Here is a 26545-nt window from a genome sequence, read left to right as displayed (position 1 = left end):
AGTTATTTATGAAAGTCATCATAATGGCAGGAGGAGAAGGAACAAGACTAAGACCCTTAACCTTAACTCGTCCTAAACCAATGATTCCTGTCGTAGGAAAACCTATTATGGAGTACATAGTAGAACTCTTAGTAAGACAAGGATTTAAAGATATTATTGCAACTCTCTATTATCTTCCTGAAATAATCCAAGGGTATTTCGATGATGGTTCCCAGTGGAATGTAAAAATAGATTATTCTATAGAAGAAACACCACTTGGAACTGCAGGAAGTGTAAAATATGCTTTAAAGAATAAAGAAAAAGATAGAATTCTTATCATAAGTGGTGACGCTTTGACAGATTTTGATCTAAATAAAGCTCTTGAGTTCCATGAAGAAAAGAAAGCTTTAGCAACAATAATATTAAAATCCGTAGAAAATCCTTTAGAATATGGTGTGGTAATTACTAACGAAGAAGGTAAAATCTTAAAATTCTTAGAGAAGCCAGGGTGGGGTGAGGTATTTAGTGATAATGTAAATACAGGAATTTATATATTAGAACCTGATATTCTTGATTTTATACCTGAGAATACATCTTTCGATTTTAGTAAAGACCTCTTCCCTCTTTTGTTAGCTAAAAATGCTCCCTTATATGGTTATAAAGCAGATGGTTATTGGTGTGATATAGGAGATTTAAATCAATTTTTACAAGCAAACTTTGATATTCTTTATAAAAAAATAAAAATAGAAATCCCTGGAAGAGAAATATTTCCAGGAATATTTACAAGAGATGGAACAGAAATATCTCCATCTTCTTATATTAGGCCTCCCGTTTATCTTGGACAATTTACAAGAATTATAGGAAACGCTCAAATTATTGGTCCTGCAGTTTTAGGAGACAATGTATATGTAGATCATGATAGTAAAATTCAAAGAAGTGTAATTTTTAATAATACATATATAGGAAAAAGAACTGCAATTTTCTCTACCATAATTGGAAATAGGTGTAATCTTAAAGATTCCGTAAAAATAGAAGAGGGAGCAATAATTGGAGATAATACTATTCTTGGAAATAAAGTTTTTGTTAATAATAATGTCAAGATATGGCCAAATAAAATCATAGAATCAGGAAGTATTGTTAATTCAAGTATAATTTGGGGAAGTCATTATAAGAGAACCTTCTTTGGGCAAAGGGGAATATCTGGATTAATAAATATTGAAATTACACCAGAATTAGCTACAAAGGTTGGTGCCTCTTTTGGAACTATTCTTCCAAAATTTTCTAATGTGGTAATGAGTAGAGATACAGATCCCTCAAGTAGAATGATAAAAAGAGCTTTACTTACTGGTATTCTTTCTACTGGAGTTAATGTCTTAGATCTTAGAACATTACCTATACCTGTAGTCAAATATTCTGTAGGAAATCTATTTGCAAAGGCAGGAGTTCATGTGAGAATCTCTCCATATGACAGAGAAAAAATTCTTATTGAGTTCTTTGATGAAAAAGGAATCGCTCTTGACAAAGGCCTAGAAAGAAAAATTGAAAATATTATATTTAGAGAAGAATTTAGAAGAAACTACGCAAGAGAGGTAGGAGAAATAAAATTCCCTCCTCATGTTGTTGAATATTACACTATGGGACTACTTAGAAAAATTGATGAGGAAAGTATTAGAAAAGGAAATTTTAAGATAATCGTTGATTATCAAGGAGGAAGCATATCTCTTGTTTTATCTCCTATCCTTTCCCACTTAAAAATTGAGCCTATATCTTTAAATCTATATGGAGTAGAGTCTTTACAAATATCTTCAAATAATTTAGAGACTCTAGGAAAACTTGTCCAAAGCTCAGGTGCAGATATGGGAGTTATTTTCACCAATGACGGGGAAATTTTCTCTATTCTAACCCCGAAAGGTAATTATATATCTAAGGATCTACTTATAGGAGTATTATCTTGGCTAAATTTTAAAAATTCTCCAGGAAGCCAAATTGTTGTGCCTGTAACTGTTTCTCATATTGTAGAAAAAATAGCAGATTCAGAAGGAGGAAAAGTATATAGGTGCAAAACCTCCCCATCGGAGTTTATGAAAACTACAATGAGAATTGGAGCGACCTTGGGTATCAGTGAGGACGGAATTATATATCCAGAATTTCAGCCATCCTTTGATGGTATTTTTGGGTTTATAAAAACATTAGAACTTATTGCAAAGACAAAATTAAATTTAGATGAGTTATTTTTAGGTTTGCCTGATTTATATAAAGTAAGAGGAACAGTAGATTGTACTATGGAAAATAAAGGCAAAATCATGAGAAAAATTATAGAAGAAAATATTGATAAATCTATAGATTACACTGATGGAATAAAAATATTTCTTGGAGAAGCATGGGTTTTGATCCTTCCTCATCCTGAAGAACCTGCATTTGAGATATATGCAGAGGCTTCATCTCTGATAGAAGCTCAAGAAATCTTAAAAAATTTCATTGAGAGAATAAAGCAACTAAATGAATCTATTTAAAATAACTTTAACTTGACATAACTATGTTAATCCTCTTATTAATTTAGAGAGAAAAAAAATTAAAAGAATGGAGGTAAAAAGATGCAAAATCTCTTATGGATTGTACCCCTCTCAGGAGCTATTGGTTTAATCTTCGCGTATTTTATAGCAAGAGGAATTCTAAAAGAAGATGAAGGCCCCGAAGAAATCAAAAAAATTATGAGAGCTATCCAACAAGGAGCAGATGCCTTTTTAAACAGAGAAATTAAAACCGTAGCAATCTTTGTATTAGCTTTTGCCATTTTAATGGCTGTAGTTCTTCAACCTCTTCTTGGATTAGCTTTTCTTATCGGTGCAACTTTTTCTATGGCTTCTGGATATGTGGGAATGAAAATTGCTACCCGTGCTAACGGAAGAACTACCTATGCAGCAGCAAAATATGGACCAGGAAAAGCTCTAGATCTTGCTTTTTCTGGTGGAGCAGTAATGGGAATGATCGAAGCAAGTCTTGGAATTTTTGGAAGTAGCTTAATTTATTTACTTTTAAGCGGATTTATGCCTGATCCTCGTCTAAAATTAGAAGTTATTAGTGGATATGCATTAGGAGCGAGTTTTATTGCACTTTTTGCTCGTGTAGGAGGAGGAATATATACAAAAGCAGCAGATGTGGGTGCAGATCTTGTTGGAAAAGTTGAAGCAGGAATTCCAGAGGATGATCCTAGAAATCCTGCAGTAATTGCAGACAACGTAGGAGACAACGTAGGAGACATTGCTGGGATGGGGGCAGATCTTTATGAATCTTATGTTGGAGCAATTCATGCAGCTGCAGTACTTGGTTTTGCCTATGCAGACTTAAAAGGTTTGATCTATCCTTTCTTAGTAGCAACTGTCGGCCTATTTGCTTCGATGATAGGTATAGCATACGTGAAAATTCTTGCCACAAAAAAGACTTCCGATCCTTCAAAGGCTTTAATGAATGGAACCTTATTGACTGCAGTTCTAACTGCTATTGGAACATTTCTACTTTCATTATACTACCTTAATAATCTTGGAACCTTTTGGGCTTCATTTATAGGACTTGTTGCAGGAATTTTAATTGGATTTACTAGCGAATATTATACATCCAAGAAACCTATTGAGGATATCGCGTATGCCAGTACCACAGGATCCGCGACAAATATTATATCAGGAATTGCAGTAGGAATGGAAAGTACTTTTATAACTGTATTGATATTAGCAATTGGAATAGTATTAAGCTATATGACAGCGGGACTTTGGGGAATTGCATTAGCTGGGGTTGGAATGCTAGCAACTCTTGGAATTAGCTTATCTGTGGATGCTTATGGTCCTGTAGCAGATAATGCCAGCGGAATTGCAGAAATGGCCCATCAAGGAGAGAAGGTAAGAGAAATTACAAGTTCTCTTGATGCATATGGGAATACTACAGCAGCTATGGGTAAAGGTTTTGCTATAGGTTCTGCAGCCCTTACTGCTCTTGCCCTTTTTGCAGCTTTTACAGAGTGGGCTAAAATTCCTGGAATAAATGTAGTAAAAGCAGAAGTCATCGCAGGATCTCTTATAGGAGCTATGCTTCCATTTTTATTTGCTTCTTTAGCTCTTAGAGCGGTAGGAAATGCAGCCACAAAAATGGTAGAAGAAGTCCGAAGACAATTTAGGGAAATTAAAGGATTATTAGAGGGTAAAGCAGACCCAGATTATGCAAAATGCGTAGATATTAGCACCCTAGGAGCATTAAGAGCAATGGTTCTTCCAAGTGTTATTATGATCGGTTCACCATTTATAATGGCTTTTATTCTAGGAAAAGAGGCTTTAGGAGGAATGCTAGTAGGGGCAACGCTTTCTGGAGTTCTTTTAGCAGTATTTATGGCAAATGCTGGAGGAGCATGGGATAATGCCAAAAAACTAATTGAGCATGGAAAATATGGTGGAAAAGGATCTGATGCTCATAAGTCTGCAGTAGTAGGAGATACTGTAGGAGATCCTTTTAAAGATACAGCAGGACCATCAATTAATATTTTAATTAAGCTTATGGCTGTAATTTCACTAGTTTTCTTACCAATCTTCTTTAAATAAAAAAATTTAGGAGGGAGTAAGAAAACTCCCTCCTTTTTAATTTTTAAACCTTACTAAATCCAACAATAATTTCTTCGTTATAAATATTTATCTTTTTCTTAAATATATGTTCTGGAATTTCCCCTTCATTAATAGAGACTGCTAAAATTTCTTCTGATAATTCTTTTTCGTTTCTTCTTATGATATCTTTAATTTTTTCAGAACCTTGATAATATAAAACTATTCTATCAATATAATCCAGCTTTGCTTCTTTTCGAAGCATTTGAATTTTATGTTCTAATTCTCTTAAAATTCCTTTTTCTAAAAGTTCCTTAGTTAAATTAACATCTAAAGCTAATTCAAAATTGTCAGTCTCAGCAAAAACTATACCTTCTTTCTTTTCTTCAGGAATTTCTCCAAAGATAATCTCTTGAATATTAAGTTCCTTAGATACATAGTCTTTATACTTAGCTAATTCTTTAATATCCTTTGTAGGAGAATTAACCCACAAAGTTGAAAGAGGCTGCCTTATTTTAATGTTTACCTGATTTCTCAACATTCTTCCTAGAGCTACAATTTCTCTTATATACTCCATCTCTTCTTCAAGTTTTTCGTTTATAAATTTTTCTTCGTGTTGAGGATAATAACAAAGATGAACACTAATAGGAGATGATTCTTCTAAGGGTCTTACTACTTCTTGATAGATTTTTTCTGTAGTAAAGGGAATAAAAGGAGCCAAAAGTTTTGTGAGTTCTCTAATAACAGTGTAAACGACAGTATATGCAGACCATTTATCTTTATCTTTTTCTGATTTCCAAAAGCGATTTCTATTTAATCTTATGTACCAATTACTTAGATCTTCTATAACAAAATTCTGAATTTCCCTTGCAGAGGTAGTTACATTGTATTTATCAAGTTCTTCCCTTACTTTTTTAATTAAAGAATTTAATCGAGAAATTATCCATTTATCTAAAGAATCTTCTAATTCCTCTAAAGTAACATAATGCTCTTTTAAATTAAAACCATCTATTTCTCCATAAATAGAAAAGAAAGAAACAGTATTCCAGAGAGTCAAAAGAAATTTCTTTAAGGATTCATTTACTCCATCAGAAGAAAATCTTAATGGAATCCAGGGTGGACTTACAGAAAATATATACCAACGAAGAGCATCTGCACCATATTTATTAAGAACAACCCAAGGATCTACGACATTACCCTTATGTTTACTCATCTTTTCTCCTTTTTCGTCTAAAACCAATTCCGTTACTAAAACATTCTTATATGCTGGCTCATCAGATATTAGGGTAGATATGGCTAATAAGCTGTAAAACCACCCTCGAGTTTGATCTACAGCTTCGCATATAAAATCTGCAGGAAAGGAATTTTTAAATTCTTCCTCATTTTCAAAGGGATAATGCCATTGAGCATAGGGCATAGCTCCTGAGTCAAACCAACAATCTATAACTTCAGGAACTCTATGCATTGTCCCTCCACATTTTGGACATTTAATAGTAATATTATCAATATAAGGCTTGTGAGGGTCGAAATTTTCATCTTCTATCCCTAATTCTTTGAAGCTTCCCACACAATATTCATATCCGCAATCATCACAAATCCAGATAGGTAAAGGTGTTCCCCAATATCTTTCTCTACTTAATGCCCAATCTACATTATTAGCAAGCCAATTTCCAAATCTTCCATGTTTAATATATTCAGGATACCAGTTAATCTTTTCGTTATTTTTGAGAAGATTTTCTTTCATTGCTGTAGTTTTTATATACCAAGAAGCTCGAGCATAGTATAAAAGGGGTGAGTCACATCTCCAACAAAAAGGATAAGTATGTATATAAGTTCCAACTTTAAATATTAAATTTCTATTTTTAAGATCTTCTATAATTAATGGATCTGCTTTCTTTACAAAAAGACCAGCCCAAGGTTTTACTTGAAATACAAACCTTCCTGTTTGGTCTACTGCTTGAATCAATGGCAAATCATACAATTTCCCTACTTGAAAGTCTTCTTGTCCAAAAGCAGGAGCTATATGAACAATTCCTGTTCCCTCTTCCAAACTTACAAAATCTCCTAAAACTACATAATGAGATGGTTTATCGGGAGGTATAAACTCAAATAATGGCTTATATTTTTTTCTTTCTAAATCTTCCCCTTTATACTTCTCTACGATTTCGTATTTATCTTCATCAAATAAATCTTTTATCTTTTCCTCTGCAAGAATATAATAATCTCCTTTGTATAAAACCTTAGCATACACTTCTTTAGGATTTACTGCTAAAGCAGTATTAGATATTAAAGTCCAGGGAGTGGTAGTCCATGCTAAAAAATAAGTATTCTCTTCCTCCAAAAGAGGAAATTTTACAAATACTGAAGGATCCTCTACTTCTTCATATCCCTGAGCTACCTCATGATCCGACAAAGCAGTTTCACATCTTGGGCACCAAGGGACAATCTTATATCCTCTATATAAAAGACCTTTTTCCCATATTTTTTTAATTAACCACCAAACAGATTCGATATATTCATTACTTAAAGTGATATAAGGATTATCCATATCAATCCAGAAGCCAATTCTTTCAGTAAAGTTTCTCCACTCCTTTTCATATCTAAAAACACTTTCTTTACAGAACTTATTAAATTTATCTATTCCAAAGCTTTCAATTTCTTGTTTACTATTTATTCCTAACTCCTTTTCTACTTCCAATTCCACAGGAAGCCCATGAGTATCCCAACCGGCCTTTCTTGGAACATAATAGCCACACATTGTTTTATATCGAGGGAAAAAATCTTTATAAATTCTCGGTAGAACATGACCTGCATGAGGCTTCCCGTTAGCTGTAGGAGGACCTTCATAAAAACTAAATCTAGGATTCCCTTTTCTTTCCTCTAAGGATTTCTTAAAGATCTCTTCCTTTTTCCAAAATTGTAATATCTCTTCCTCCATCTGAGGAAAGTTGATAAGCGACGGCAGTTTCTTTAACAAATTATCCCTCCTCTCAAATAATTTGAAATTCTATATTGTTTGATTAGTATATAATACCTATACAAGGTGTCAAGATAAAGGTTATAATTAGAAAAAATGAGAAAATTTTATTTATTTATTTTGATATTAGTTATATTTTTAATAATTCTCTCCTCGAAGAGCTTTGGAGAAATAGAAGTAAAAAGTATTTTAGGAATTTCTGGCGAATGGAAAATAAATAAATGGTGTCCTTTATTTATCCACTTTAAAAATCTCGGAGAAAAAAGAAATCTAGATTTAGAAGTAATATTTACCCAAGGACTAAGATTTGCAGGTAACTCAAAAACAATATATAAACAGAGTATTGAAATTCCTCCTCTTTCCACACGAACTATTGAACTTCTTCTTCCCCCTCTTGACTTTAGATATCCCATAGAGATAAAAGCAACTTCAAAGGATGGTGATTTAAAATATAACGAAAAAATAGAATTCAACATAGAAAAAGTAATTTTACCCTTAGTTCTCATTTTAGGAGAAGAAAGAAATATTCCTCTTTCTTTTCCTCCTAAAACTCGAATTATCAATATAATAAATGAAAAACAACTTCCTACAAACTATAAAGCTTATGATTCTGCAGATTATATTTTTATTCAATATGATTTTTGGAAAACCTTAAGCCCTAGTAAGAAAAATGCTTTGAGGTTATTTAGAGCATTTGAGGGTAGAGCTTTCTTCATTGAAGAAATCAAAAATTTTTCTTCCCAAATTAATTTGGAGCCCTCAAAGGTTCAATTCTTTCCTCCCTCTTTCCTAGAATCTCCTGATCTCTCAATAATAGACATGCAATCTTTTTCTTATCCTAATAGGTTTCAGATTTTAATCTTCCTTAGTATTTATTTAATCTCTTTATATTTATTAAGAAAGTTAATAAAAAAATTTAAATATTTAATTTTATCTATGTCTATACTTCTATTGTTAACAATTATTATTTCTTTCTTAATAGGTTCTATATTTAGACAAGATTCTTTAATAATAGGAGAAAAGGGAATAATTTATTTAACGCCAGATAAAGAAATCGCAGAATTGTATTCACATCTTGTCTTTTTCTCGCCTTATAAGAGAGAGTTAATATTTCAAATTCAACCTAATATGATACAATTATATCAACCTTTCTATCAACCTCAGAGAAATATTGGACCTCTAAGGATCGAAGAACAAAAAGCATTTTTATCCATGGAAAAGAATAAAATAAGTTATATTGAAGTTTTATCTATTCTGATCTTTCCTATAAAAGTATTCTATGAACATAAAAATAAAGACATAAAAATTAAATTAGAAAATAATTCAAATTATAACATTAAAGATCTTGTTTTTACTTTCGAAAATAAAGATTTTTACCTTGGTGATTTAGAAAAAGGGAAAGCAAAAACATGGAATATTCTACTAGAAGGATCAGAGAGAGAAAGTTTATTTCCCTCTATAATTTCTAAATGGAAGATTAAAAATGATATAATAAAAAAGAAAAAAATTTTTCTTTGGGGAAAAATTGAAGAGTCTCTTGTAAAATTAGATATCGATAAGGTCAAATATAACTTAAGAACTGAGAATATATTTATTTTCCCCCTCTCGTAGGAGAGGGATAGTTAATGATTATATGGTGGATAAAGGAATTAGAATTAAGATTAAAAAGTAAAAGATATATTAAAATAGAAATAACTATATTTCTATTTTTAACACTACTCCTTGTAGTTTTTTGGCCAGATTCCATATTAAATTTAAAAACTTTCAGTATAGCTAACCTCTCCCTTGTTAATTTTGTTATTCAAGCTTTAATTATCTTTTACCTCTCATCTTTGATAGCTTCTGGAAATCTACTAGCGGAAAGAGAATTTAAAATCTTTGATTTAGTAAAATATGGTCCTGAAAAAATCTGGAATATAATTTTAGGTAAATTTCTAAGCGTGTTTTTTTACATATTCATCTTATTGCTTCTATTTCTTCCCATTAATATTTTGGCAAACTATGCGTCTTCACCTTTCGAAATTAGATTTCATTATTTTATATTTCTGACTTTGTTAGATTCCTTTATATTTATAAGTCTAGGAATTTTATGGTCTACAATATATAATCCTACATTAAATTGGACTGCCCATTGGTTAAGTTACTTACTATTCCTCTTTCTTCCTTTTCTAATACCTTTCCTTAGTCCTTATCTTCCTTTAAATAATATCTTTTGGGCAGGAATGGCACAGCATTTTCTTACTTTAAATATAACCTTTGAACTTTCTCATTTCTTAATAGTACTCCTCAGTTATTCATTTTTTTCTTTTCTTTTATTATTTATTTCTCAGCTAAAGTTGAAATCATGGAGGAAAAATAATGAAAATTCTTCAAGAAATAAATGAACTGTGGAAAAAGGTAAATTATTTCTATTTATTTGAAGGCTTCTTGATCTCTATGGTTTTCTCTATAAATACAACTTTATTTCTGAACTATATTAATTTAAGTAATCCTTATATTTCAATCTTAGCTTTTATTCTTTCTTATTTTTTGTATAAATACTTAAGAAAAAGACCTAACTTCGAAAAAGTTATATTAAATTCAGACATATATTTTAATCTAGAGGAAAGGCTTATCACTTTTTGGGAATATAGAGAATATAATGAACCTTATGGGCTAATAGAAAGACTTGTCTCGGACATTGAGAATAGACTTTCCAGTAAGTCTTTAAGAAACTCTTATAAATGGAAGCCCTCTAAATTTCTATTAATTCTTACAATCTTAATGATTATCCTTATAATCTTAAATCTAATGAATTTCTATAATTCTATCCCCAAAAACATAGTCAATACTGAGAAAGAAGATATTCCTTCTAAAATACAGGTCTCTAAGAATATACAAGGTGAAAAACTCACAGAAGAAGAAAGAGAAAAAGAAAAATCTGTAGCAGAAAAGAGAGAAGATAAAATTTTAGAAAAACTTCTATCAGAATGGAACTTTGAAGAGGAAAAAGTTATAGAAGAATTTTTACAAAAAAGAATTACTTCTTCTGAGAAAAACATATCTTCTGAAACTAAAGAAGAAAATAAAAAGCAGGAAGGAGTAGTTCAAAGTTATGCAAATCAGAAGAGTGCTTTTTTAAACGAAACTACTAATAAAGAGTTTCAAGAAAATTTAGGAATGGAAAATAAAGAAACTGGAGAAGGTTTAATAAAAGAAGAAGGAATTAAAGATTTAAATATTAATTCTTCGTACAATAAGTCTGAAAAAAACCAAGAATCAAGAGGATCTCTTCCAGGAATAGAGGAAAGAAAAGAAAAACTTGGCTCAAAACCTACACCCCGTCTCAATGTCGAAACAGAGAAAATATATGTTCCTTCTCAAGGAATGGATGAATCAAAAAAGAAAATTTATCTTTTTGAGGCTCCCTCTCTAAAAGAAGATAAAAATAAGAGTATTACTCCCATAAATCCATCTGTGACCAATAGAGGAGAGTATGCCACTTATCCTAGGATTATTCCCCAAGACTTACAAGAAATAATTAAATCTTATTTCTCAGAATGAAGGAGGGAACTAGTCTTGAAATTAACTTTAGAGGATTTTGCAACTATTACTCACAATATTCAAGAAGAAATAAATAAAATTATTGTTGGATATCAAGAAATAATAACTTATGTAGTAATTGCTTTACTTTGTGGAGGACATGTTCTTTTAGAAGGAGTTCCAGGCTTAGGAAAAACATTAATGGTAAAAACTTTAAGTGAAGTCTTAGATTTAAAATTTTCAAGAATACAATTTACACCCGACTTAATGCCTGCAGATATTACAGGTACTAATATTATAATTACTGATGAAAAGGAACAAAAACAATTCAAATTTCAAGAGGGTCCTATATTCACAAATATTTTATTAGCTGATGAGATAAATAGAGCAACTCCCAAAACTCAATCTGCACTATTAGAAGCAATGCAAGAAGGAAATGTAACAAGTGGTGGAAGAGTATATCCATTACCGAAACCCTTTTTTGTATTAGCAACTCAAAACCCTATTGAAATGGAAGGAACCTATCCTCTACCTGAGGCTCAGATGGATAGATTCTTTTTTAAATTAGAACTTAGTTATCCTAGAAGAGAAGAGCTTTTAGAAATTATAGATAGAACCACCAACATAGAAATGCCACGGGTAAATAAGGTCGCTAATGATATTATAATTGAAGAACTAAAAAAAATGGTTAGAATGGTTCCCATCTCTCATGTGGTCAAAGACTACGCTATAAGGATTGTTCTTGCAACTCAACCTGAAAGTGAAATATCTCCTCAAATAGTTAAAAAATATGTGAAATATGGCTCTAGTCCACGTGGAGCTCAAGCAATAATATTAGGGGCAAAAGCTTTAGCTTTATGGGAAGGAAGGAGTAATGTAAGTTTTAAAGATATTAAAAAAGTTGTAATTCCTGCCTTAAGGCATAGAATTATATTAAGCTTTGAGGGGGAGGCGGAGGGTATTACAGTAGAAAAGATTTTAAGAGAAATTTTGGAAGAAATTCCTGAAATAGAAAGATGAAAGAAGAATTAGATTTATCTCTAATAGAAAAGTTAGAAAAATTAAGACTTTTTGCTAAAAAAATTAAAATCACAGGAACTTTTGGTGAAAGAAAAAGTCCAAAAGTAGGTAGAGGAAGCGAATTTGCAGATTATAGAAATTACCAAATAGGAGATGAACTAAGATACATAGATTGGAACATTTACGCAAGATTAGAAAAATTTCTTATAAAACTTTTTGAAGAAGAAGAAGATTTAGATATACATATTCTCTTAGATTCTTCTTTATCTATGAAATTTGGAAAACCCTCAAAATTATTATATGGAAAAGAATTAGCCTTAGCTTTTGCATATTTAGGCCTTTCTTCATGGGAAAAAATAAGATTTGCTTCCTTTCAAGAAAGTATAAATAATCTTGTATCATTAGAAAGAAAGAAAGAGAGCATTTTTAATCTATTTCGAGTATTAAAAATTATAAAACCTAGTGGTATTACCGATATAAATAATGTATTAAAACAGTACTTGAGTTGGCAAAAAAGAAAAGGGGTATTAATAGTTATCTCTGATTTCCTTTCTCCTACAGGTTATAAAGAAGGACTTTCATTGGCAAAATATAAAAAATTTTCTATTTATGCTATTCAAATTTTAGGAGAAGAGGAGATAAATCCTCCACTTAAAGGAGATTTATTATTAGTAGATTGTGAAACTAACGAAAAAAGAGAAGTATTGGTAGATGAAAATCTTATAGAAATCTATAAACGAGAATTAGATAAATTTCTTAAAGAATTAGAGGAATTTACATCAAATTATGGAATTGAGTATTTAAGAACAGTAACTTCTCTCCCCGTAGAGGATCTTCTTCTAAAGTATTTAAGATCAAGAGGATGGCTTACATGAGTATAAATTTTACAAATCCTCATTTTCTATGGCTATTGTCATTAGTTTCCATAATCATTATTCTTCATCTTATAAGACCAAGGAGAATTACAGTTACTATTTCCTCTTTGATACTATGGGAAAAAATATTTAAAGAAAATCCCACAGGCAAGTGGTTTAAAAAGCTTCCTAAGAATATTCTTCTTTATCTTCAAATTTTAGCTCTTATCCTTCTAGTTCTCTCTTTAGCTCAGCCTCAGATAATATTTAAAGGAGATATAAATTCACCTGTAATTTTAGTAATAGACTGTTCTGCAAGTTTAGCTTCTAGAGATATCCTCCCCTCTCGATTTGAAAACGTTAAAATTGAAGCACTAAAAATTCTAAAGAAAATTCCATTCTGGAGACCTGTTGCCTTAATAATTATAGGTAAGAAACCAGAAATTGTTTCTTCTTTTACTATAAGACATAACCTGATTGAAAAAAATATAAAAGCCTTAAGGGTATTGTATACAAGAAATAATATAGAATCCGCTATTGAACTATGTGAATCATTGCTTCCAAATACCCCAAAAGAAATACATATATTTTCTGATGGTAATGCAAAATTTTCATTTCCTTCTAATTCAATAAATAATTATTACGTTCATATTATAGGAAAGGATGGAAATAATGTAGGAATAACAAGAGCAGAGATTATTCCTAAAAATAATAAAATTGCAGAACTCTTTGTCGAAATATCAAATTTTTCTGAAAATTTAAAGGAATTTCCATTGGAAATATGGAATGACAATAAGCTATGGACCACAACCAAAATAATTATTAAACCTAAAGAGATAAAGAACTTAATTTTTGAAGTTCCTTATATTAGCCAAAAGTTGTTAATAAAGTTAAGACTTAAAGATCAATTAGAAGAGGATAATAATGCTTATCTATTTCTACCTGTATTTAAATTTAAAATTCTATTGGTATCTCCAGGAAATCCCTTTTTAGAAAAGGCATTGAGAGCAATTCCTAATACCTATATAGATATAAAAAGATATATTACCCAGGAAGATTTTCTTGATTATGATTTTATAGTATTTGATAGACTAATTCCCGAATATGTTCCTGCAGGAAATTATCTTTTTATCGGTTCTGCCCCCAAAAATTTTGATTTTGAAGTTACAGGTAAAATAACAAAAACAAAAATCATAAGTTGGGAAGACGTTCCTATAATGAATCTTATCTATCCTTTAAATGTAAATATATTTTCTTCACTAATTCTAAAATCTTCAGACTTTAAGCCTTTATTATATTGTGAAAAGGGACCAATTGGATTCATATATGAAAAAAAAGATATTTTCTCAGTAATATTACCTTTTTCAATACTAGATACTGACTGGTATCTTTATGATTCTTTTCCTATCTTCATCTACAATATAATAAAACAAGCTTTATCCTATAATTTTAAAATATCAGCTGGGGAAACAGTGTTAATCAGAGATGGTAGTCCTATATACACTATTAAAACCCCAAAAGAAGAAAGGGAACACGAAAATAAGATAGGTATAATTGAGTTCAATAACACTTTTGACTTAGGATTTTATATAATTAAAAGCAGAAATAAAGAAAGAGTATTTACTGTAAACATGTTTTCGAGAGAAGAATCAGACATAAAACCAAAGTTTATGTTGAATAATAATATAAAAACTGAAATTAAAGAAAAAGGTCTCATAAATCTGTCTTTAACTCCGTATCTTTTATTTCTCTGCTTTTTTATTTTTTTAATTGAAATAATCATATTCCTAGGAGGTCTAAAATTTAAGTGATAGGTTTCGAGAGGCCATATTTTTTAATTTTAATTATATTTTTAATTTTACTCGCCAAAAAATTCTCGATAAAGAAAGCTTTTTTAAGAAATATTCAATTACTACTTCTTATTTTATCTCTCTCTGGTCTTCAATTCTTTGCCCCATATTCTCAAATAAATGTTATCTTTTTATTAGATCAGTCTTTAAGTATCTCATCAAAAGAAAAGGAAGAAGCCATTCAGTTTATTGATTCTTCTTTAAAATTCAAGAAACCTCAAGACAAAGTAGGAATAATTTCTTTCGCAGGAGATGTGAATATTGAAGAAAGTTTAAAAGAAAGAGTAAATATTGATAAAATTTCAGGAATAGAAATACCATATTTTACAAACATAGAATCTGCAATTTCTTCAGCACTATCTCTCAGGGAAATGAAGGATCCTTTAAGAATTGTCTTAATAAGCGATCTTCAAGAAAATGTAGGAAATACTGAAAAAATGTTAAGTAAATTAAAAGAAGAAAAAGTTCAAATAGATATATATCCTTTAAAGGTAAAAGGATTTAATGAAGTTGCTTTAATGAAAATACAAGCTCCTAGTATCGTACATCAAGGACAATATTTTTCTGTAGAAGTTTATATAAAAAGCTATGGAATTAAGGAAGTAATCTTAGAATTAACTTGGGAGAATAAAACCTATAAATATATGCTTAACAATTTAAATGAAGATAACTTCTATTCTTTTGATTTAAAAGCAAATAATCCTGGACTTAATAGTATAAATGTTCAAATCTCTTCCCCCCATGATACATATTTAGAAAACAACAAAGGAACAAATTTTGTATATGTACAGGGAAAACCTAAAATTCTCTATCTAGCAGGAGAGGATTTTCAACCAATATTTGGTTTAGCCCTTAAAGCTCAAGGTTGGGATCTTTCCTATGATTATTACCCTTATTCTTCCTTAGATAATAAACTTCTGGAATATCAAGTTTTAATCTTAGATAATATACCAATAAAAAGTCTTTCATGGACTAAGATAAATCTCATAAAAAATTTCGTCCTAGAAAAGGGAGGAACTCTCTTAATTCTTGGAGGAGATAGGAGTCTTTCTGCTGGAGATTATCAACAAACTCCCCTTGAAGATATTCTGCCTGTAACTTTAAGGCCTGAGCAGTTTCTTAAAAGATCTAATGTATCTTTAGTTTTAGTTATAGATGCTTCAGGTAGTATGGGAGCATTAAGTGGAGGAGAACCTAAAATAGAATTAGCAAAGGAATCCGCCCATTTAGTTGTAGACTTTTTGAATGAAGAAGATTATTTCGGACTTATTGCCTTTGATCATGCTTACCAATGGGTTGTTCCATTACAGCCTTTAAAGGATAAGGAAAAAGTCTCGGAATTGATTTCAAGAATTGAGGCAGGAGGGGGAACTTCTTTATATCCTCCTTTAAAAGCAGCAGGAGAAGAATTAATAAAATTACCCTTCAAAAACAAGCATATAATTGCTATTACCGATGGACAAACAGAAGGGGGAGATTTCTATGGAATTACAAAATGGCTTTCTAAAAATAAGATTACCATATCAACTATTGGTATTGGCGAGGATGCTAATTATTCTCTTCTTCGAGATATAGCCCAATGGGGAAATGGACGATATTATCATACATGGGATTTAAAAACTCTTCCCCAACTTCTTCTTTCTGAAACAAAGGCTCTTCTCCGTCCTAATATAATTGAAAAGAAATTTATCCCTAAATTAGAAAGAGAAGAATTTACAGCAATAAAAGAATTTCCATCTTTATCTGGATACGTTCTCACGTCCTCAAAATATCCTTATCCTGTTCTATTGAGTTCTCCAATGGGAGACCCAATTCTTGCCTTTGGCCAATTTGGACTAGGACAAGTCTTTGTCTTTACCTCTGCTTTAAAATCTTATTGGGGAGAAGAGTGGTTGAAATGGAAAGATTTAGGAAGATTTTGGAGTGAACTATTAAGGAATTCTATTCCCCATTTTATTCCCAACATTCAGGTAAGTATTACTCAACAAGGAGAAGAGGGAATTATAAACTTGAGATCCGCGGATTCTTATGGTAATTATAAAAACTTTTTGAACATAAAATATCTAATAACTGACCCTATGGGCAGAGAGTATGAAGGAGAGTTAGAACAAAAAGGGCCTGGTTTTTACCAAGGAAAATTTTCTCTAAAAACTCTAGGGAAATATCAGATAACTTTATGGGAAAAAGATAAAATTATTGCCAAATTATCTTGGTTTTCTCCAAATACTCCTGAGTTTCTTCCTAAACCCTTTAATGAAAAATTAGCACATCTTTTAACCTCTACTACTAATGGTAAAATTTTAAAAGAGCCAAAAGAAGTATTTAGACCTTGGGAATTTCTTTCTACTAAACCTAAAGATTTGACCCTTCCAATATTGCTAGTTATAATACTATTGTTTTTTGTAGAGCTTATTCTAAGAAGGTGGAAAAATATTAAAGAACTAATAAGTAATTATCTGTCATTTTTAAAAACTTCTAAAGAAACTCAAGATTGGTATGAGAGCATAGAAGAAAAGATAATAAACGAATGGAAAAGCAAACCCTCTCCTTCTATGCTTGAAACTGCTTCCTTAGAGGTAAGAGCAAGATTATATATAGCTCATTTAAAAACACAAGAAAAAAAGAAAAAATGAAGAAAATTATAAGTCTTTTTTTAATTTTATTTCATATATATAACTTGGGTTTTTCTCAAGAGATAATTATTGCACCAAAGGTATTTTATAGAAAAATAGAACAGAAATCTTTAGTTTATCATATTGCTACTATAGAGTTTCCTAATCCTAATATTGATTTAGTAAGTATTTTAGCCCAAAACCAAGTATTAGGAAGAGAAAAATTAAGTGATATTGCAAGAAGATATTCTGCAGATCTTGCAATAAATGGAAACTTCTTTAATCTTGATACAGGAGAACCTATTGGAATTTTTGTAAGTAATGGAGAATTAATAAAGTTACCAATTAGAAGGGGAGCTTTTGCAATTACATATGATAATAGAGCGGTAATAGACATTTTTGAAACTTCTATAAGAATCAAAATAGATGACAAATTAATTATTGTCAATAATCTCAATACTCCAAGGGGCGGTAATGATGCAGTTCTCTTTACTAAATGGTTTGCTAAATCTTCTAATATTCAAAAGAACTCTTTTGCTGGTGTAAATATAATTATTGAATTAAATGACAAGCTTCCCTTTCATGGAAAAATTACTGGAAGAGTAACAAATATAGAATATGGTGTTTCAAGTTCTATTATTCCAGAAAATGGATGTGTTCTCTCCCTTGGAGGTTTGGCTTTAAAATATCTTCCATATTTCAGTATCGGAAAAGACTTAGAAATAATTGTAGAATCAAAACCTACTATTCCTGTTAAAGAAGCTATTGGGGGAGGACCCATTCTTTTAAAGGATGGGGCTATAGTATTAGGAAAAACTAATGAAATTCCCTTGGATAGTAATATTATAGAAGGAAAACATCCAAGAACGATAGTAGGAACAAAACAAGATATGATTTATTTTTTCTTTTTTGAGGGAAGAAAAGAAAATAGTACAGGATTAAGTTTAAAAGAAGCAGCAGAGTTATTGAAGAATATGGGAATAGAAAATGCATTAAACTTAGATGGTGGTAGCTCTAGTAATATGGTTCTTTGGGAAAATCCTATTATAAATACAGATAGAGAAATTGCATCCGCATTAATTCTAAAAAACATTTTACCTGTAGGTACCCCAAAATATCTTACCCTATTTCCCTTAGAGGATCCTCTGTATCTTCAAAAGGGAGAAAGAAAAAAAATATCTTTACTCTTACAAGATGAAAATTTTCATAAACTTGAAATACCTCTATCTAATTTATCTTGGACTATAACTCCATCTATTATAAGTATTAACAAAGAAACTATGGAAATAGAAGCCTTAGAATGGGGAGAAGGAGAATTAATTATAGGTTTTGGAGATATAAATGTAAAAAGAAAAATCATAGTATATCCTAAATTCTTAAACGAGGACTTTGAAAGAGATAAAAACTGGAAAATAACAGGAAAGAATTTTGATCATCTATACACTACTTATACTATAACTAGAAATAAATTCTATGATGGATCTTCATCTCTTGAACTATCTTACAAAACTCTTAAAGGAGATTCTTTTATATACTTAGAACTGAATATTCCTTTACCCATTAAAATATCAAAAATATCTTTAAAGGTACTGGGAGACAATAAAAAGGGATGGCTAAGAGCTTTATTTTATGATAGTACTGGAAAACCCTATGTTTTAGATCTAACTCCATATAAAGGTATAAATTGGGATGACGATTGGAAAACCATTGAAAAAGATCTCAAAGAACTAAAATCCTTACTTCCTTCATGGAATTTTGAGCCTGTTTATCCTCTTAGTCTTCATTCTATATATCTAGTATTTATAAATTCTGAAAGCATTGAAGGAAAAATATATTTAGACAGTTTACAATTCAAATATTAATCTATTCTTTCTCGTCTCTTGTAACTAAATTATCCCTATGAATTGCTTCTTCATAGACAAAATCAGTTAATTCAATAATTTCTTCTCTTGTCTTTCCAATAATTCTGGTAAGTTCAGAACTACTATAATTAGAAATACCCCTTGCAATTTCTTTTCCCTTCATATCACAGATTGATACAACATCCCCATTTAAAAAATTTCCTTCTACCTTTTTTATTCCTACAGGCAATAAACTTTTACCTTTCTTAAGAATAGCTTCCACAGCTCCTTCATCAATATATATCTTCCCTTCTGGTTTTGTAATAAAAAGAAGCCAATGTTTTCTCTTTTTTCTATATTCTTTTTTAGGAACAAAATATGTTCCTATTCTTTCTCCATTTATTATTCTTATAATTACATCATTTTCTTCTGAATTTGCCAAAACCATAGGTATTCCTGCTTCCATTACAATCTTCGCAGAAGATATTTTCGTACTCATTCCACCTGTTCCCTTCCCAGGACCTGCACTTTTTTCAATAGTTTCATCAATTTCATATATCTCTGAAATAAGTTCTGCATTGGGATCCAAATGGGGATCTTTAGTATATACTCCGTCTACATCGGATAAGATTATTAAAAGATCTGAATTAACAGCACAGGCAACTTTTGCGGAAAGAGTATCATTATCTCCAATTTTTATCTCATCTACTGCTACAGTATCATTTTCATTGACAATAGGTATTACTCCTTCCTTTAGAAGAGTTTCAAAAGTATAGGAAATATTTAGAAACCTTTTCCTATCATTAAGATCCTCTGCAGTTAGAAGAATTTGAGCTACAGGTTGCTTAAAAAGAGAGAAAAGATTAGAATAGTATTGCATCAATCGAATTTGACCTACTGCAGCTAAAGCTTGTTTTGCAGGAAGATCTTTTCTATTTGCTAAACTTTTTAAAACTTCTCTTCCTGACGCTATAGCTCCTGAAGATACCAAAATAACTTCTTTATTTAAACGTCTTAACTTAACACACTGTTCTACAATTCTAAGAAGTTTCTCTTGGGAAAGGGACCCCAAAGAATCTATTAAACTTGAGGTCCCTATTTTTATTACAATTCTTCTATAATTCTGATTCAACTTCAATTTTCCCCACCTTTTTAGCCTTGAATTTTATTCTAATTCTTGGAATCATTACAATATGACCACATTTTTCACATTTTAACTTAATATCCACACCAACAAATAAAACTATCCACTTTTTTCCACCACAAGGATGAGGTTTAGGAAGTTCTATAATATCCCCTACCTCAAATTTTATACTCATTCTTCCTCTTCTTCTAATTTAGGTTTGGCTTTCGCAATAATCTCTTCCTGAATTTTGGTAGGTACTTCTTCGTAGTGAGAAAACTTCATAGTATAAGATCCTCTTCCTTGAGTTATAGATTTTAAAGTAGAAGAATATCTCAACATTTCTGCAAGAGGAACTAGTGCTTTAATAGTTTGTAATTTTCCTATAGAGTCAATTTGTAATACCTTGCCTCTTCTACCATTTAGATCACTTATTATATCTCCAGTATAATTATCGGGAGCTGTAACCTCTACAAGCATGATGGGTTCCAACAAAACAGGCTTTGCCTCCATAAATCCTTTTTTAAAAGCTTTTGCAGCTGCAACTTTGAATGCCATATCTGAAGAATCTACTTCATGATAAGATCCGTCAAATAAAGTTACTTTAACGTCTACTATAGGATACCCTGCCAATATTCCTTTTTCCATTGTTTCTCTAACTCCCTTTTCTACAGCAGGTATGTAATTTTTAGGAACAACTCCACCTACAATTTTATCGACAAATTCAAAACCTGCACCTCGAGGTAAAGGTTCAAGTTCCAGCCATACATGACCATATTGCCCTCTTCCACCTGTTTGCTTTTTCACTTTTCCTTCAGCTTTTACAGATGTTCTTATAGTCTCCCTGTATGCAACTTGTGGAGTCCCTAAAGTAACATTAACCCCAAATTTTCTTTGCATTCTTTCCACCACTACTTCTAAGTGAGAATCTCCTAATCCATATATTAAAGTTTCATTGGTTTCAAAATTTCTTTGAACCCTTATAGTGGGATCTTCTTCTACAATTCGTGAAAGAGCAGAACTCATTCTATCCTCATCTGCTCTTGTCTTTGGTATAACAGAAACAGAAAATACAGGCTCTGGAAATTCTAAAGGTTTTATTTTCAAAAGATAATCTTTATCTGCAAGGGTATCGTTAGTTGATGTCTCTTTAAGCTTAGAAACAACACAAAGATCTCCAGCAACTACTTCTATAGCCTGTTCTTGATTCTTTCCTCTTTGATAATATATTTGGGCAATCTTCTCCTGAACATCTTTATTCACATTATATAAATTAGAATCAGGTCTTAAATTCCCTGATAAGATCCTAAGATAATTTAACTTTCCCACAAATGGATCTGCAGAGGTCTTAAATACAAAAACTAAAGTGTGATTATTCTCTCCAATTTTTATATCTTTTTCTTCACTAGTCTTTACATCCTCTACTTTAATGGACTTTCTTTCTTTAGGATTAGGAAAGAATTCTATAACAGAATCTAAGAATTTTGAAACTCCTATATTTTTGAGAGAAGAGACTCCAAATACTGGAAAAATTTCTCTATCTAAAAAGACTTTTTTTAAAGTTTTAACTATTATACTACCTTCAATTTCTTCACCCTCTAGGTATTTTTGAAGCAATTCCTCGTCAGATTCAATTACGTTTTCAATTAAATTTTGCCTCCATTTTTCAACAAGGGAATTTAATTCCGAGGGAATATCTGTCTCCTTTGGGTCTCCTTTTTCATCAGGATATATATAAGCTTTTTTATTTAAAAGATCTATAACCCCTTGAAAGTTTGCTTCCTTTCCTACAGGAATAAAAACAGGAAGAACTTTATTCCCAAATCTTTCCCTTAATGTTTTTAAAACTTCAAAAAAATCAGAATTTTCTCTATCTAACTTATTAATAATAAATGCAGTTGGAAGACCGATTTCCTGAGCCATACCCCATATTTTTTCATGCTGAACTTGAATACCTGAAATAGCATCTATCACTAGAATAACAGAATCCACAGCCAAAAAAGCACTTATTACTTCCCCAATAAAATCTGCATATCCTGGAGTATCTACAAGATTTATTTTCTTTCCCTTCCACTCCAAAGGAAGCAGAGATAGATTAAGAGAAATCCCTCTTTTTATCTCTTCAGGTTCAAAATCTGAGACTGTATTTCCATTTTCTACCTTTCCCATACGATCAATAACTTTTGCAGAATAAAGTATAGCTTCTGATAATGTGGTTTTTCCAGAACTACCATGTCCAAATAGTCCAATATTTCTTAAATCTTCAGTTGTATACTGTTTCATTTTATACTCTTAACCTCCCTTTATTTTAAATTTTTTAGAAAAAAACAATTTCATTAACATCAAATCCCAGTACTTCCAAATCCTTTTTCTCCTCTCTTACTTGGAGGTAGAGAGTTTACTTCTTTCCATTCAATTCTCTGAAAAGAAAGAATCAGAAGTTGAGCAATCCTCATACCCTTTTTGCCGAAAAAGGTCTTGCTTGAAAAATTAATGAGATTTACAAGAATTTCTCCTCTATAATCACTATCAATTAAACCTGGAGTATTAAGTATAGTTATTCCCTCCTTTGCTGAGAGCCCACTTCTAGGAAGAACTAACCCGAGCAAACCTTCAGGAAGGGCAATTTTTATTCCTGTAGGTATTAATTTTCCCCCATTTATCTCATTAAAAGGAGGAAGAATAAAATCTTCTCTCGAGAAAAGATCAAGGGCACATGCTCCTTCTGTAAAATAGGAGGGAAGAGGCAAACTTTTATCGATTCTTTCTATATATATTTGTATTCTTTCCATTTTTTAAATTAATATGCTTTTGCGAACAATGCTTTTATGTTTGTAGAATTTCCACAAAGGATACAATTACCTTTTTCTTCTTCCCAATCGAAGGGAAGATTCCTAATAGTAGCAGAAGTTAACTCTTTTATTTTTAGTTCACAATGTCCATCTCCACACCAACTTGCTTTTATAAAACCTCTTCTTTCATCAATTATTTTTTTAAACTCCTCAAAAGATTTCACTTCATAGGTGTTTTCGTTTCTAAATTTTAACGCCTTATCAAACATAGTTTTTTGAATATCTTCTAATAAACTTTTTAAATCAGAAACCATATTAATTTTTTTATAAGTAATTTTAACTCTCAGATCTCTTCTTACAACGAAAATTTCTTCTCTTTCCACCTCCCTCGGTCCAATCTCAATTCTTATAGGTACACCTTTTAATTCCCATTCATTAAATTTCCATCCAGGAGTGTGTTCTTCATCTTTATCTACAAAGACTCTAAAATGTTCCTTTAATACTAATACAATATCATCTACATATTCATATACTTTTTCTTTGTCCTTTTCCTCTTTCCATATGGGAATTATAACTATTTGATATGGAGCCACTCGAGGGGGTAAAACAAGGCCAAAATCATCTCCATGAGTCATTATAAGAGCCCCTATAACTCTCGTAGAAACACCCCAACTAGTTTGCCATACATATTTTCTCTCTCCATCGATATCTTGAAAGGTTATATTAAAAGCCTTAGCAAAATGTTGCCCAAGATTATGTGAGGTTCCCGCTTGAAGCGCTCTTCCATCAGAAAGTAATACCTCAACAGAGTATGTTCTCAAGGCACCTGCAAATTTTTCGTTTTCTGTTTTTACTCCCGCTATAACTGGTATAGACAAATCTTTCTCAAAAAATTCCTTATATACATTTAACATCTTTATAGCTTCTTCCTCCGCCTCTTCTTGAGTTCTATGGGCAGTATGTCCTTCTTGCCATAAAAACTCAGTAGTTCTGAGAAAAAGTCTTGTTTCTTTTTCCCATCTTACCACGTTTGCCCATTGGTTTATAAGTAAGGGAAGATCTCTCCAAGATTGAATCCATTTAGAAAACATGCTACATATTATTGATTCTGAAGTGGGTCTTACCGCTAAGGGTTCTACTAAGTCTTCATCTCCTCCCCTAGTTACCCACGCAACTTGTGGAGAGAATCCTTCTACATGTTCTGCTTCTTTTTCCAAAAAACTTTTAGGAATAAAAAGGGGGAAATATGCATTTTCATGTCCTGTTTTTTTTATTTTCTCATCCAAGACTTTTTGAATATTTTCCCATAGAGCATATCCATAGGGTCTAATAACCATACATCCTTTGATAGGAGCATAATCTGCAAGTTTTGCTTTTAGAATTACATCAGTATACCAACGAGAAAAATCTTCTTTTTGAGAAGTAATACTTTCTACAAATTTTTTCTCTTCCATGTTAAAACCTCCTACAATTCAAATCTTATTTTTAAAGGGCCACTATTATATGTATCTTCAGTTGCTATCACACTTAATATAACTTTTTTCCCTTTTTCTTTTATTTTATAAACTATATCATAGAACTCTTCCAAAGAAACATCTCCCACAGTATTAGTTAATGGATCTGGTAACACTCCTCTAAGTTGCGCTATTCTATTTACATCGGATAATATTTCAAAAAGTCTTGCTTCTATTTTATCTTTTGTATCACTTCCATCTACGACTCTCGTTAGAATAACCTCATTTTTACGAAAAACCAGATAATGAGGATGAATTTGCAAATTGACTAATACTGGTTCTCTCTCAAAAGTATTTACCATTGCTATAATTCTAATGAGTTTTTCACCTGGGGTCATAAGAGAGTTTATTAATTTATCCCACTCAGATTTTGGAAGCCATACTATTCCCTTATCATTCGAGGATCCTGCACCTCTATTTAAAGCAATTTGCTCTAAAATATGGAGCAATGTTTTAGCTTCATTAATGGCTTCGTTCTTTGATAGATTGCCTCTACTTACCCAATTTAAAATCAATTCTCCTCTTCTAAATACTATTCCTTCGCTCCTAATTAGATTAATAGTGTTCGATAAGAATTCTATTTCTTCTACTAACCCTCTTTTTTCTTCAGTTAATTTTTCTTTTTCTTTCTCTAAAACCGATACTCTTTTAGATATATCATATAAAGCTCTCTGAAGATTTTCTTTATCTTTAATAAGATTATTTTTTTCTAAATTAAGCCTAGAAACCTCATCATTTAATCTTTTTCTTTCCAGCTCTAATTTTTCAAGTTCCTTTCTAAACTTCTCGAGGTCTTCTCTTATCAATTCTTTTTCTTTTGTTCTCTCAGAAAGCTTCTGAATAACACTATTCAATTCTTCATTTTTTATGCTTACAGCAACCTGTAAAGAACTTAACTGTTTTTTTAATCTATCTAATCCAAAAATCGCAGTTCTCACATTTTCAGAAGATAAAGAAAGAATTAATAGAGTAAAAAGCATAATTAATATTCCTGTAAAAACACTTATTAGACGAGATGTATATTTAGGTCTTAGGTTAAAAAGAGTTAATTTCTTTTTACCTACTTTTCTTCCTACATAATCTCCTAAATAAGCTATGACTCCACTTAAAATAAGAAGTATTAAAATTAAGAAAAATCCAGACATTAAATATTAAACCTCTCACCTAAGAAGAATTTTCTTGCCAAATCATTATTCACAATCTCCTGAGGAGTTCCAGAAATAAGTATTTCTCCAGAATAGATAATATATGCATAATCAGTTATAGCTAAGGTATCTCTCACGTTATGATCAGTTATTAAAATTCCTAAATTTTTATTCTTCAAATAATGTATTGTTTCTTGAAGATTCTGAACCGTTAAGGGATCAACACCTGCAAAAGGCTCATCAAGAAGAATATATTTAGGGGAAAGAGCTAAAACTCTCGCAATCTCTACTCTTCTTCTTTCTCCTCCTGATAAACTATATCCATAATTTTTTCTAACTTCTTGCAAGTGAAATTCTTCAATGAGTTCATCTAGTTTCATTTTTTGCTCTCTAGGGGTCAAATTTGTTAATTCTAATACTAATCTAATATTATCTTCTACAGATAATTTTCTAAATATTGTAGGATCTTGAGCTAAATATCCTAATCCCATTTTTGCCCTTTTAGGCATAGAAAGATATGTAATATCTTTGCCCTCTAAAAGAACTCTACCCTCATCAGCAAAAACTTCTCCCATGATAGTATAAAAGGTTGTAGTTTTTCCTGCACCATTAGGACCTAATAAACCTACAACCATTCCAGGTTCTACCTGCAATGACACATTCTTAACAACACATCTTTTACCATAATATTTATATATGCCTACAGTTTCTAATGACATATCTTAAGATAATG

The 26545-nt window shown here is 31.1% G+C and carries 18 protein-coding genes; 10 read left to right on the top strand and 8 right to left on the bottom strand.

What is annotated here, in order from left to right; all coding sequences use genetic code 11:
* The first annotated feature begins 8 nt into the window (after positions 1 to 8).
* Together NZ841_03815 and NZ841_03810 are read left to right on the top strand one after the other, a co-directional pair.
* On the top strand, positions 9 to 2492 hold the full coding sequence (locus tag NZ841_03815; GenBank protein MCS7201884.1) for a sugar phosphate nucleotidyltransferase: 2484 nt from the start codon (positions 9 to 11) through the stop codon (positions 2490 to 2492).
* A gap of 81 nt (positions 2493 to 2573) precedes the next feature.
* Complete coding sequence (locus NZ841_03810; protein ID MCS7201883.1) at positions 2574 to 4565, top strand: sodium-translocating pyrophosphatase; 1992 nt, start codon at positions 2574 to 2576, stop codon at positions 4563 to 4565.
* Positions 4566 to 4608: 43 nt separating this feature from the next.
* Here NZ841_03810 and ileS read toward each other — a convergent pair whose 3' ends face one another.
* Positions 4609 to 7539 (bottom strand): isoleucine--tRNA ligase, encoded by a 2931-nt coding sequence (gene ileS, locus NZ841_03805; protein MCS7201882.1) that lies wholly within the window; start codon positions 7537 to 7539, stop codon positions 4609 to 4611.
* Between the two features lie 96 nt (positions 7540 to 7635).
* Between ileS and NZ841_03800 the strand changes: the two genes are divergently transcribed.
* From NZ841_03800 to NZ841_03765, 8 genes are read left to right on the top strand one after another with little or no spacing between them, the layout of a single operon-like run.
* A complete protein-coding gene (locus NZ841_03800; protein MCS7201881.1) occupies positions 7636 to 9150 on the top strand; it encodes a hypothetical protein in 1515 nt (504 codons plus the stop codon).
* Between the two features lie 14 nt (positions 9151 to 9164).
* A complete protein-coding gene (locus NZ841_03795; protein MCS7201880.1) occupies positions 9165 to 9923 on the top strand; it encodes a hypothetical protein in 759 nt (252 codons plus the stop codon).
* On the top strand, positions 9898 to 11082 hold the full coding sequence (locus NZ841_03790) for a hypothetical protein (protein MCS7201879.1): 1185 nt from the start codon (positions 9898 to 9900) through the stop codon (positions 11080 to 11082). Before NZ841_03795 ends, NZ841_03790 begins: the two co-directional genes overlap by 26 nt.
* Positions 11083 to 11097: 15 nt before the next feature.
* The gene (locus NZ841_03785; protein MCS7201878.1) at positions 11098 to 12081 is read left to right on the top strand and encodes an AAA family ATPase; all 984 of its coding nucleotides are present in this window, start codon (positions 11098 to 11100) and stop codon (positions 12079 to 12081) included.
* The gene (locus tag NZ841_03780) at positions 12078 to 12956 is read left to right on the top strand and encodes a DUF58 domain-containing protein (protein MCS7201877.1); all 879 of its coding nucleotides are present in this window, start codon (positions 12078 to 12080) and stop codon (positions 12954 to 12956) included. Before NZ841_03785 ends, NZ841_03780 begins: the two co-directional genes overlap by 4 nt.
* Entirely contained in the window at positions 12953 to 14746 is a 1794-nt protein-coding gene (locus tag NZ841_03775) for a BatA and WFA domain-containing protein (protein MCS7201876.1), read from the top strand. Before NZ841_03780 ends, NZ841_03775 begins: the two co-directional genes overlap by 4 nt.
* Positions 14743 to 17418: a VWA domain-containing protein gene (locus tag NZ841_03770; protein MCS7201875.1), complete on the top strand. Its 2676-nt coding sequence runs from the start codon at positions 14743 to 14745 to the stop codon at positions 17416 to 17418. The genes NZ841_03775 and NZ841_03770 overlap by 4 nt, the downstream gene beginning before the upstream one ends.
* Positions 17415 to 19259 carry a phosphodiester glycosidase family protein gene (locus tag NZ841_03765; GenBank protein ID MCS7201874.1) on the top strand — a complete coding sequence of 615 codons (1845 nt, stop codon included), beginning with the start codon at positions 17415 to 17417 and terminating at the stop codon, positions 19257 to 19259. Before NZ841_03770 ends, NZ841_03765 begins: the two co-directional genes overlap by 4 nt.
* Position 19260: 1 nt before the next feature.
* Here the strand turns inward: NZ841_03765 and proB are convergent, their stop codons facing one another.
* The 7 genes from proB to lptB are packed head-to-tail and all read right to left on the bottom strand — an operon-like array spanning position 19261 to position 26531.
* Entirely contained in the window at positions 19261 to 20376 is a 1116-nt protein-coding gene (gene proB, locus NZ841_03760; protein ID MCS7201873.1) for a glutamate 5-kinase, read from the bottom strand.
* Positions 20354 to 20557, bottom strand: a complete 204-nt coding sequence (locus tag NZ841_03755) for a DUF951 domain-containing protein (GenBank protein MCS7201872.1) — start codon at positions 20555 to 20557, stop codon at positions 20354 to 20356. The genes proB and NZ841_03755 overlap by 23 nt, the downstream gene beginning before the upstream one ends.
* Positions 20554 to 22644, bottom strand: coding sequence for an elongation factor G (gene fusA / locus NZ841_03750; GenBank protein MCS7201871.1), 2091 nt, complete (start codon positions 22642 to 22644; stop codon positions 20554 to 20556). The genes NZ841_03755 and fusA overlap by 4 nt, the downstream gene beginning before the upstream one ends.
* A gap of 59 nt (positions 22645 to 22703) precedes the next feature.
* On the bottom strand, positions 22704 to 23153 hold the full coding sequence (gene dut, locus NZ841_03745; GenBank protein ID MCS7201870.1) for a dUTP diphosphatase: 450 nt from the start codon (positions 23151 to 23153) through the stop codon (positions 22704 to 22706).
* Between the two features lie 8 nt (positions 23154 to 23161).
* Positions 23162 to 24607, bottom strand: a complete 1446-nt coding sequence (gene proS, locus NZ841_03740; GenBank protein ID MCS7201869.1) for a proline--tRNA ligase — start codon at positions 24605 to 24607, stop codon at positions 23162 to 23164.
* 11 nt (positions 24608 to 24618) lie between these two features.
* Positions 24619 to 25812 carry a DUF3084 domain-containing protein gene (locus NZ841_03735; GenBank protein MCS7201868.1) on the bottom strand — a complete coding sequence of 398 codons (1194 nt, stop codon included), beginning with the start codon at positions 25810 to 25812 and terminating at the stop codon, positions 24619 to 24621.
* Positions 25812 to 26531, bottom strand: a complete 720-nt coding sequence (gene lptB, locus NZ841_03730; protein ID MCS7201867.1) for an LPS export ABC transporter ATP-binding protein — start codon at positions 26529 to 26531, stop codon at positions 25812 to 25814. The genes NZ841_03735 and lptB overlap by 1 nt, the downstream gene beginning before the upstream one ends.
* Between the last annotated feature and the right edge of the window lie 14 nt (positions 26532 to 26545).

The sequence above is a fragment of the Dictyoglomus sp. genome (assembly GCA_025060475.1).
GTDB lineage: Bacteria > Dictyoglomota > Dictyoglomia > Dictyoglomales > Dictyoglomaceae > NZ13-RE01.
This window is presented reverse-complemented; position numbering and strand designations above follow the sequence as displayed.

Excerpts from the sequence above, each read along its gene's own strand:
- NZ841_03815 (MCS7201884.1), top strand. The coding sequence starts at position 9 with ATGAAAGTCATCATAATGGCAGGAGGAGAAGGAACAAGACTAAGACCC.
- NZ841_03810 (MCS7201883.1), top strand. The coding sequence starts at position 2,574 with ATGCAAAATCTCTTATGGATTGTACCCCTCTCAGGAGCTATTGGTTTA.
- NZ841_03800 (MCS7201881.1), top strand. The coding sequence starts at position 7,636 with ATGAGAAAATTTTATTTATTTATTTTGATATTAGTTATATTTTTAATA.
- NZ841_03795 (MCS7201880.1), top strand. The coding sequence starts at position 9,165 with ATGATTATATGGTGGATAAAGGAATTAGAATTAAGATTAAAAAGTAAA.
- NZ841_03790 (MCS7201879.1), top strand. The coding sequence starts at position 9,898 with ATGAAAATTCTTCAAGAAATAAATGAACTGTGGAAAAAGGTAAATTAT.
- NZ841_03780 (MCS7201877.1), top strand. The coding sequence starts at position 12,078 with ATGAAAGAAGAATTAGATTTATCTCTAATAGAAAAGTTAGAAAAATTA.
- NZ841_03775 (MCS7201876.1), top strand. The coding sequence starts at position 12,953 with ATGAGTATAAATTTTACAAATCCTCATTTTCTATGGCTATTGTCATTA.
- NZ841_03765 (MCS7201874.1), top strand. The coding sequence starts at position 17,415 with ATGAAGAAAATTATAAGTCTTTTTTTAATTTTATTTCATATATATAAC.
- NZ841_03755 (MCS7201872.1), bottom strand. The coding sequence starts at position 20,557 with ATGAGTATAAAATTTGAGGTAGGGGATATTATAGAACTTCCTAAACCT.
- fusA (MCS7201871.1), bottom strand. The coding sequence starts at position 22,644 with ATGAAACAGTATACAACTGAAGATTTAAGAAATATTGGACTATTTGGA.
- dut (MCS7201870.1), bottom strand. The coding sequence starts at position 23,153 with ATGGAAAGAATACAAATATATATAGAAAGAATCGATAAAAGTTTGCCT.
- proS (MCS7201869.1), bottom strand. The coding sequence starts at position 24,607 with ATGGAAGAGAAAAAATTTGTAGAAAGTATTACTTCTCAAAAAGAAGAT.
- NZ841_03735 (MCS7201868.1), bottom strand. The coding sequence starts at position 25,812 with ATGTCTGGATTTTTCTTAATTTTAATACTTCTTATTTTAAGTGGAGTC.
- lptB (MCS7201867.1), bottom strand. The coding sequence starts at position 26,531 with ATGTCATTAGAAACTGTAGGCATATATAAATATTATGGTAAAAGATGT.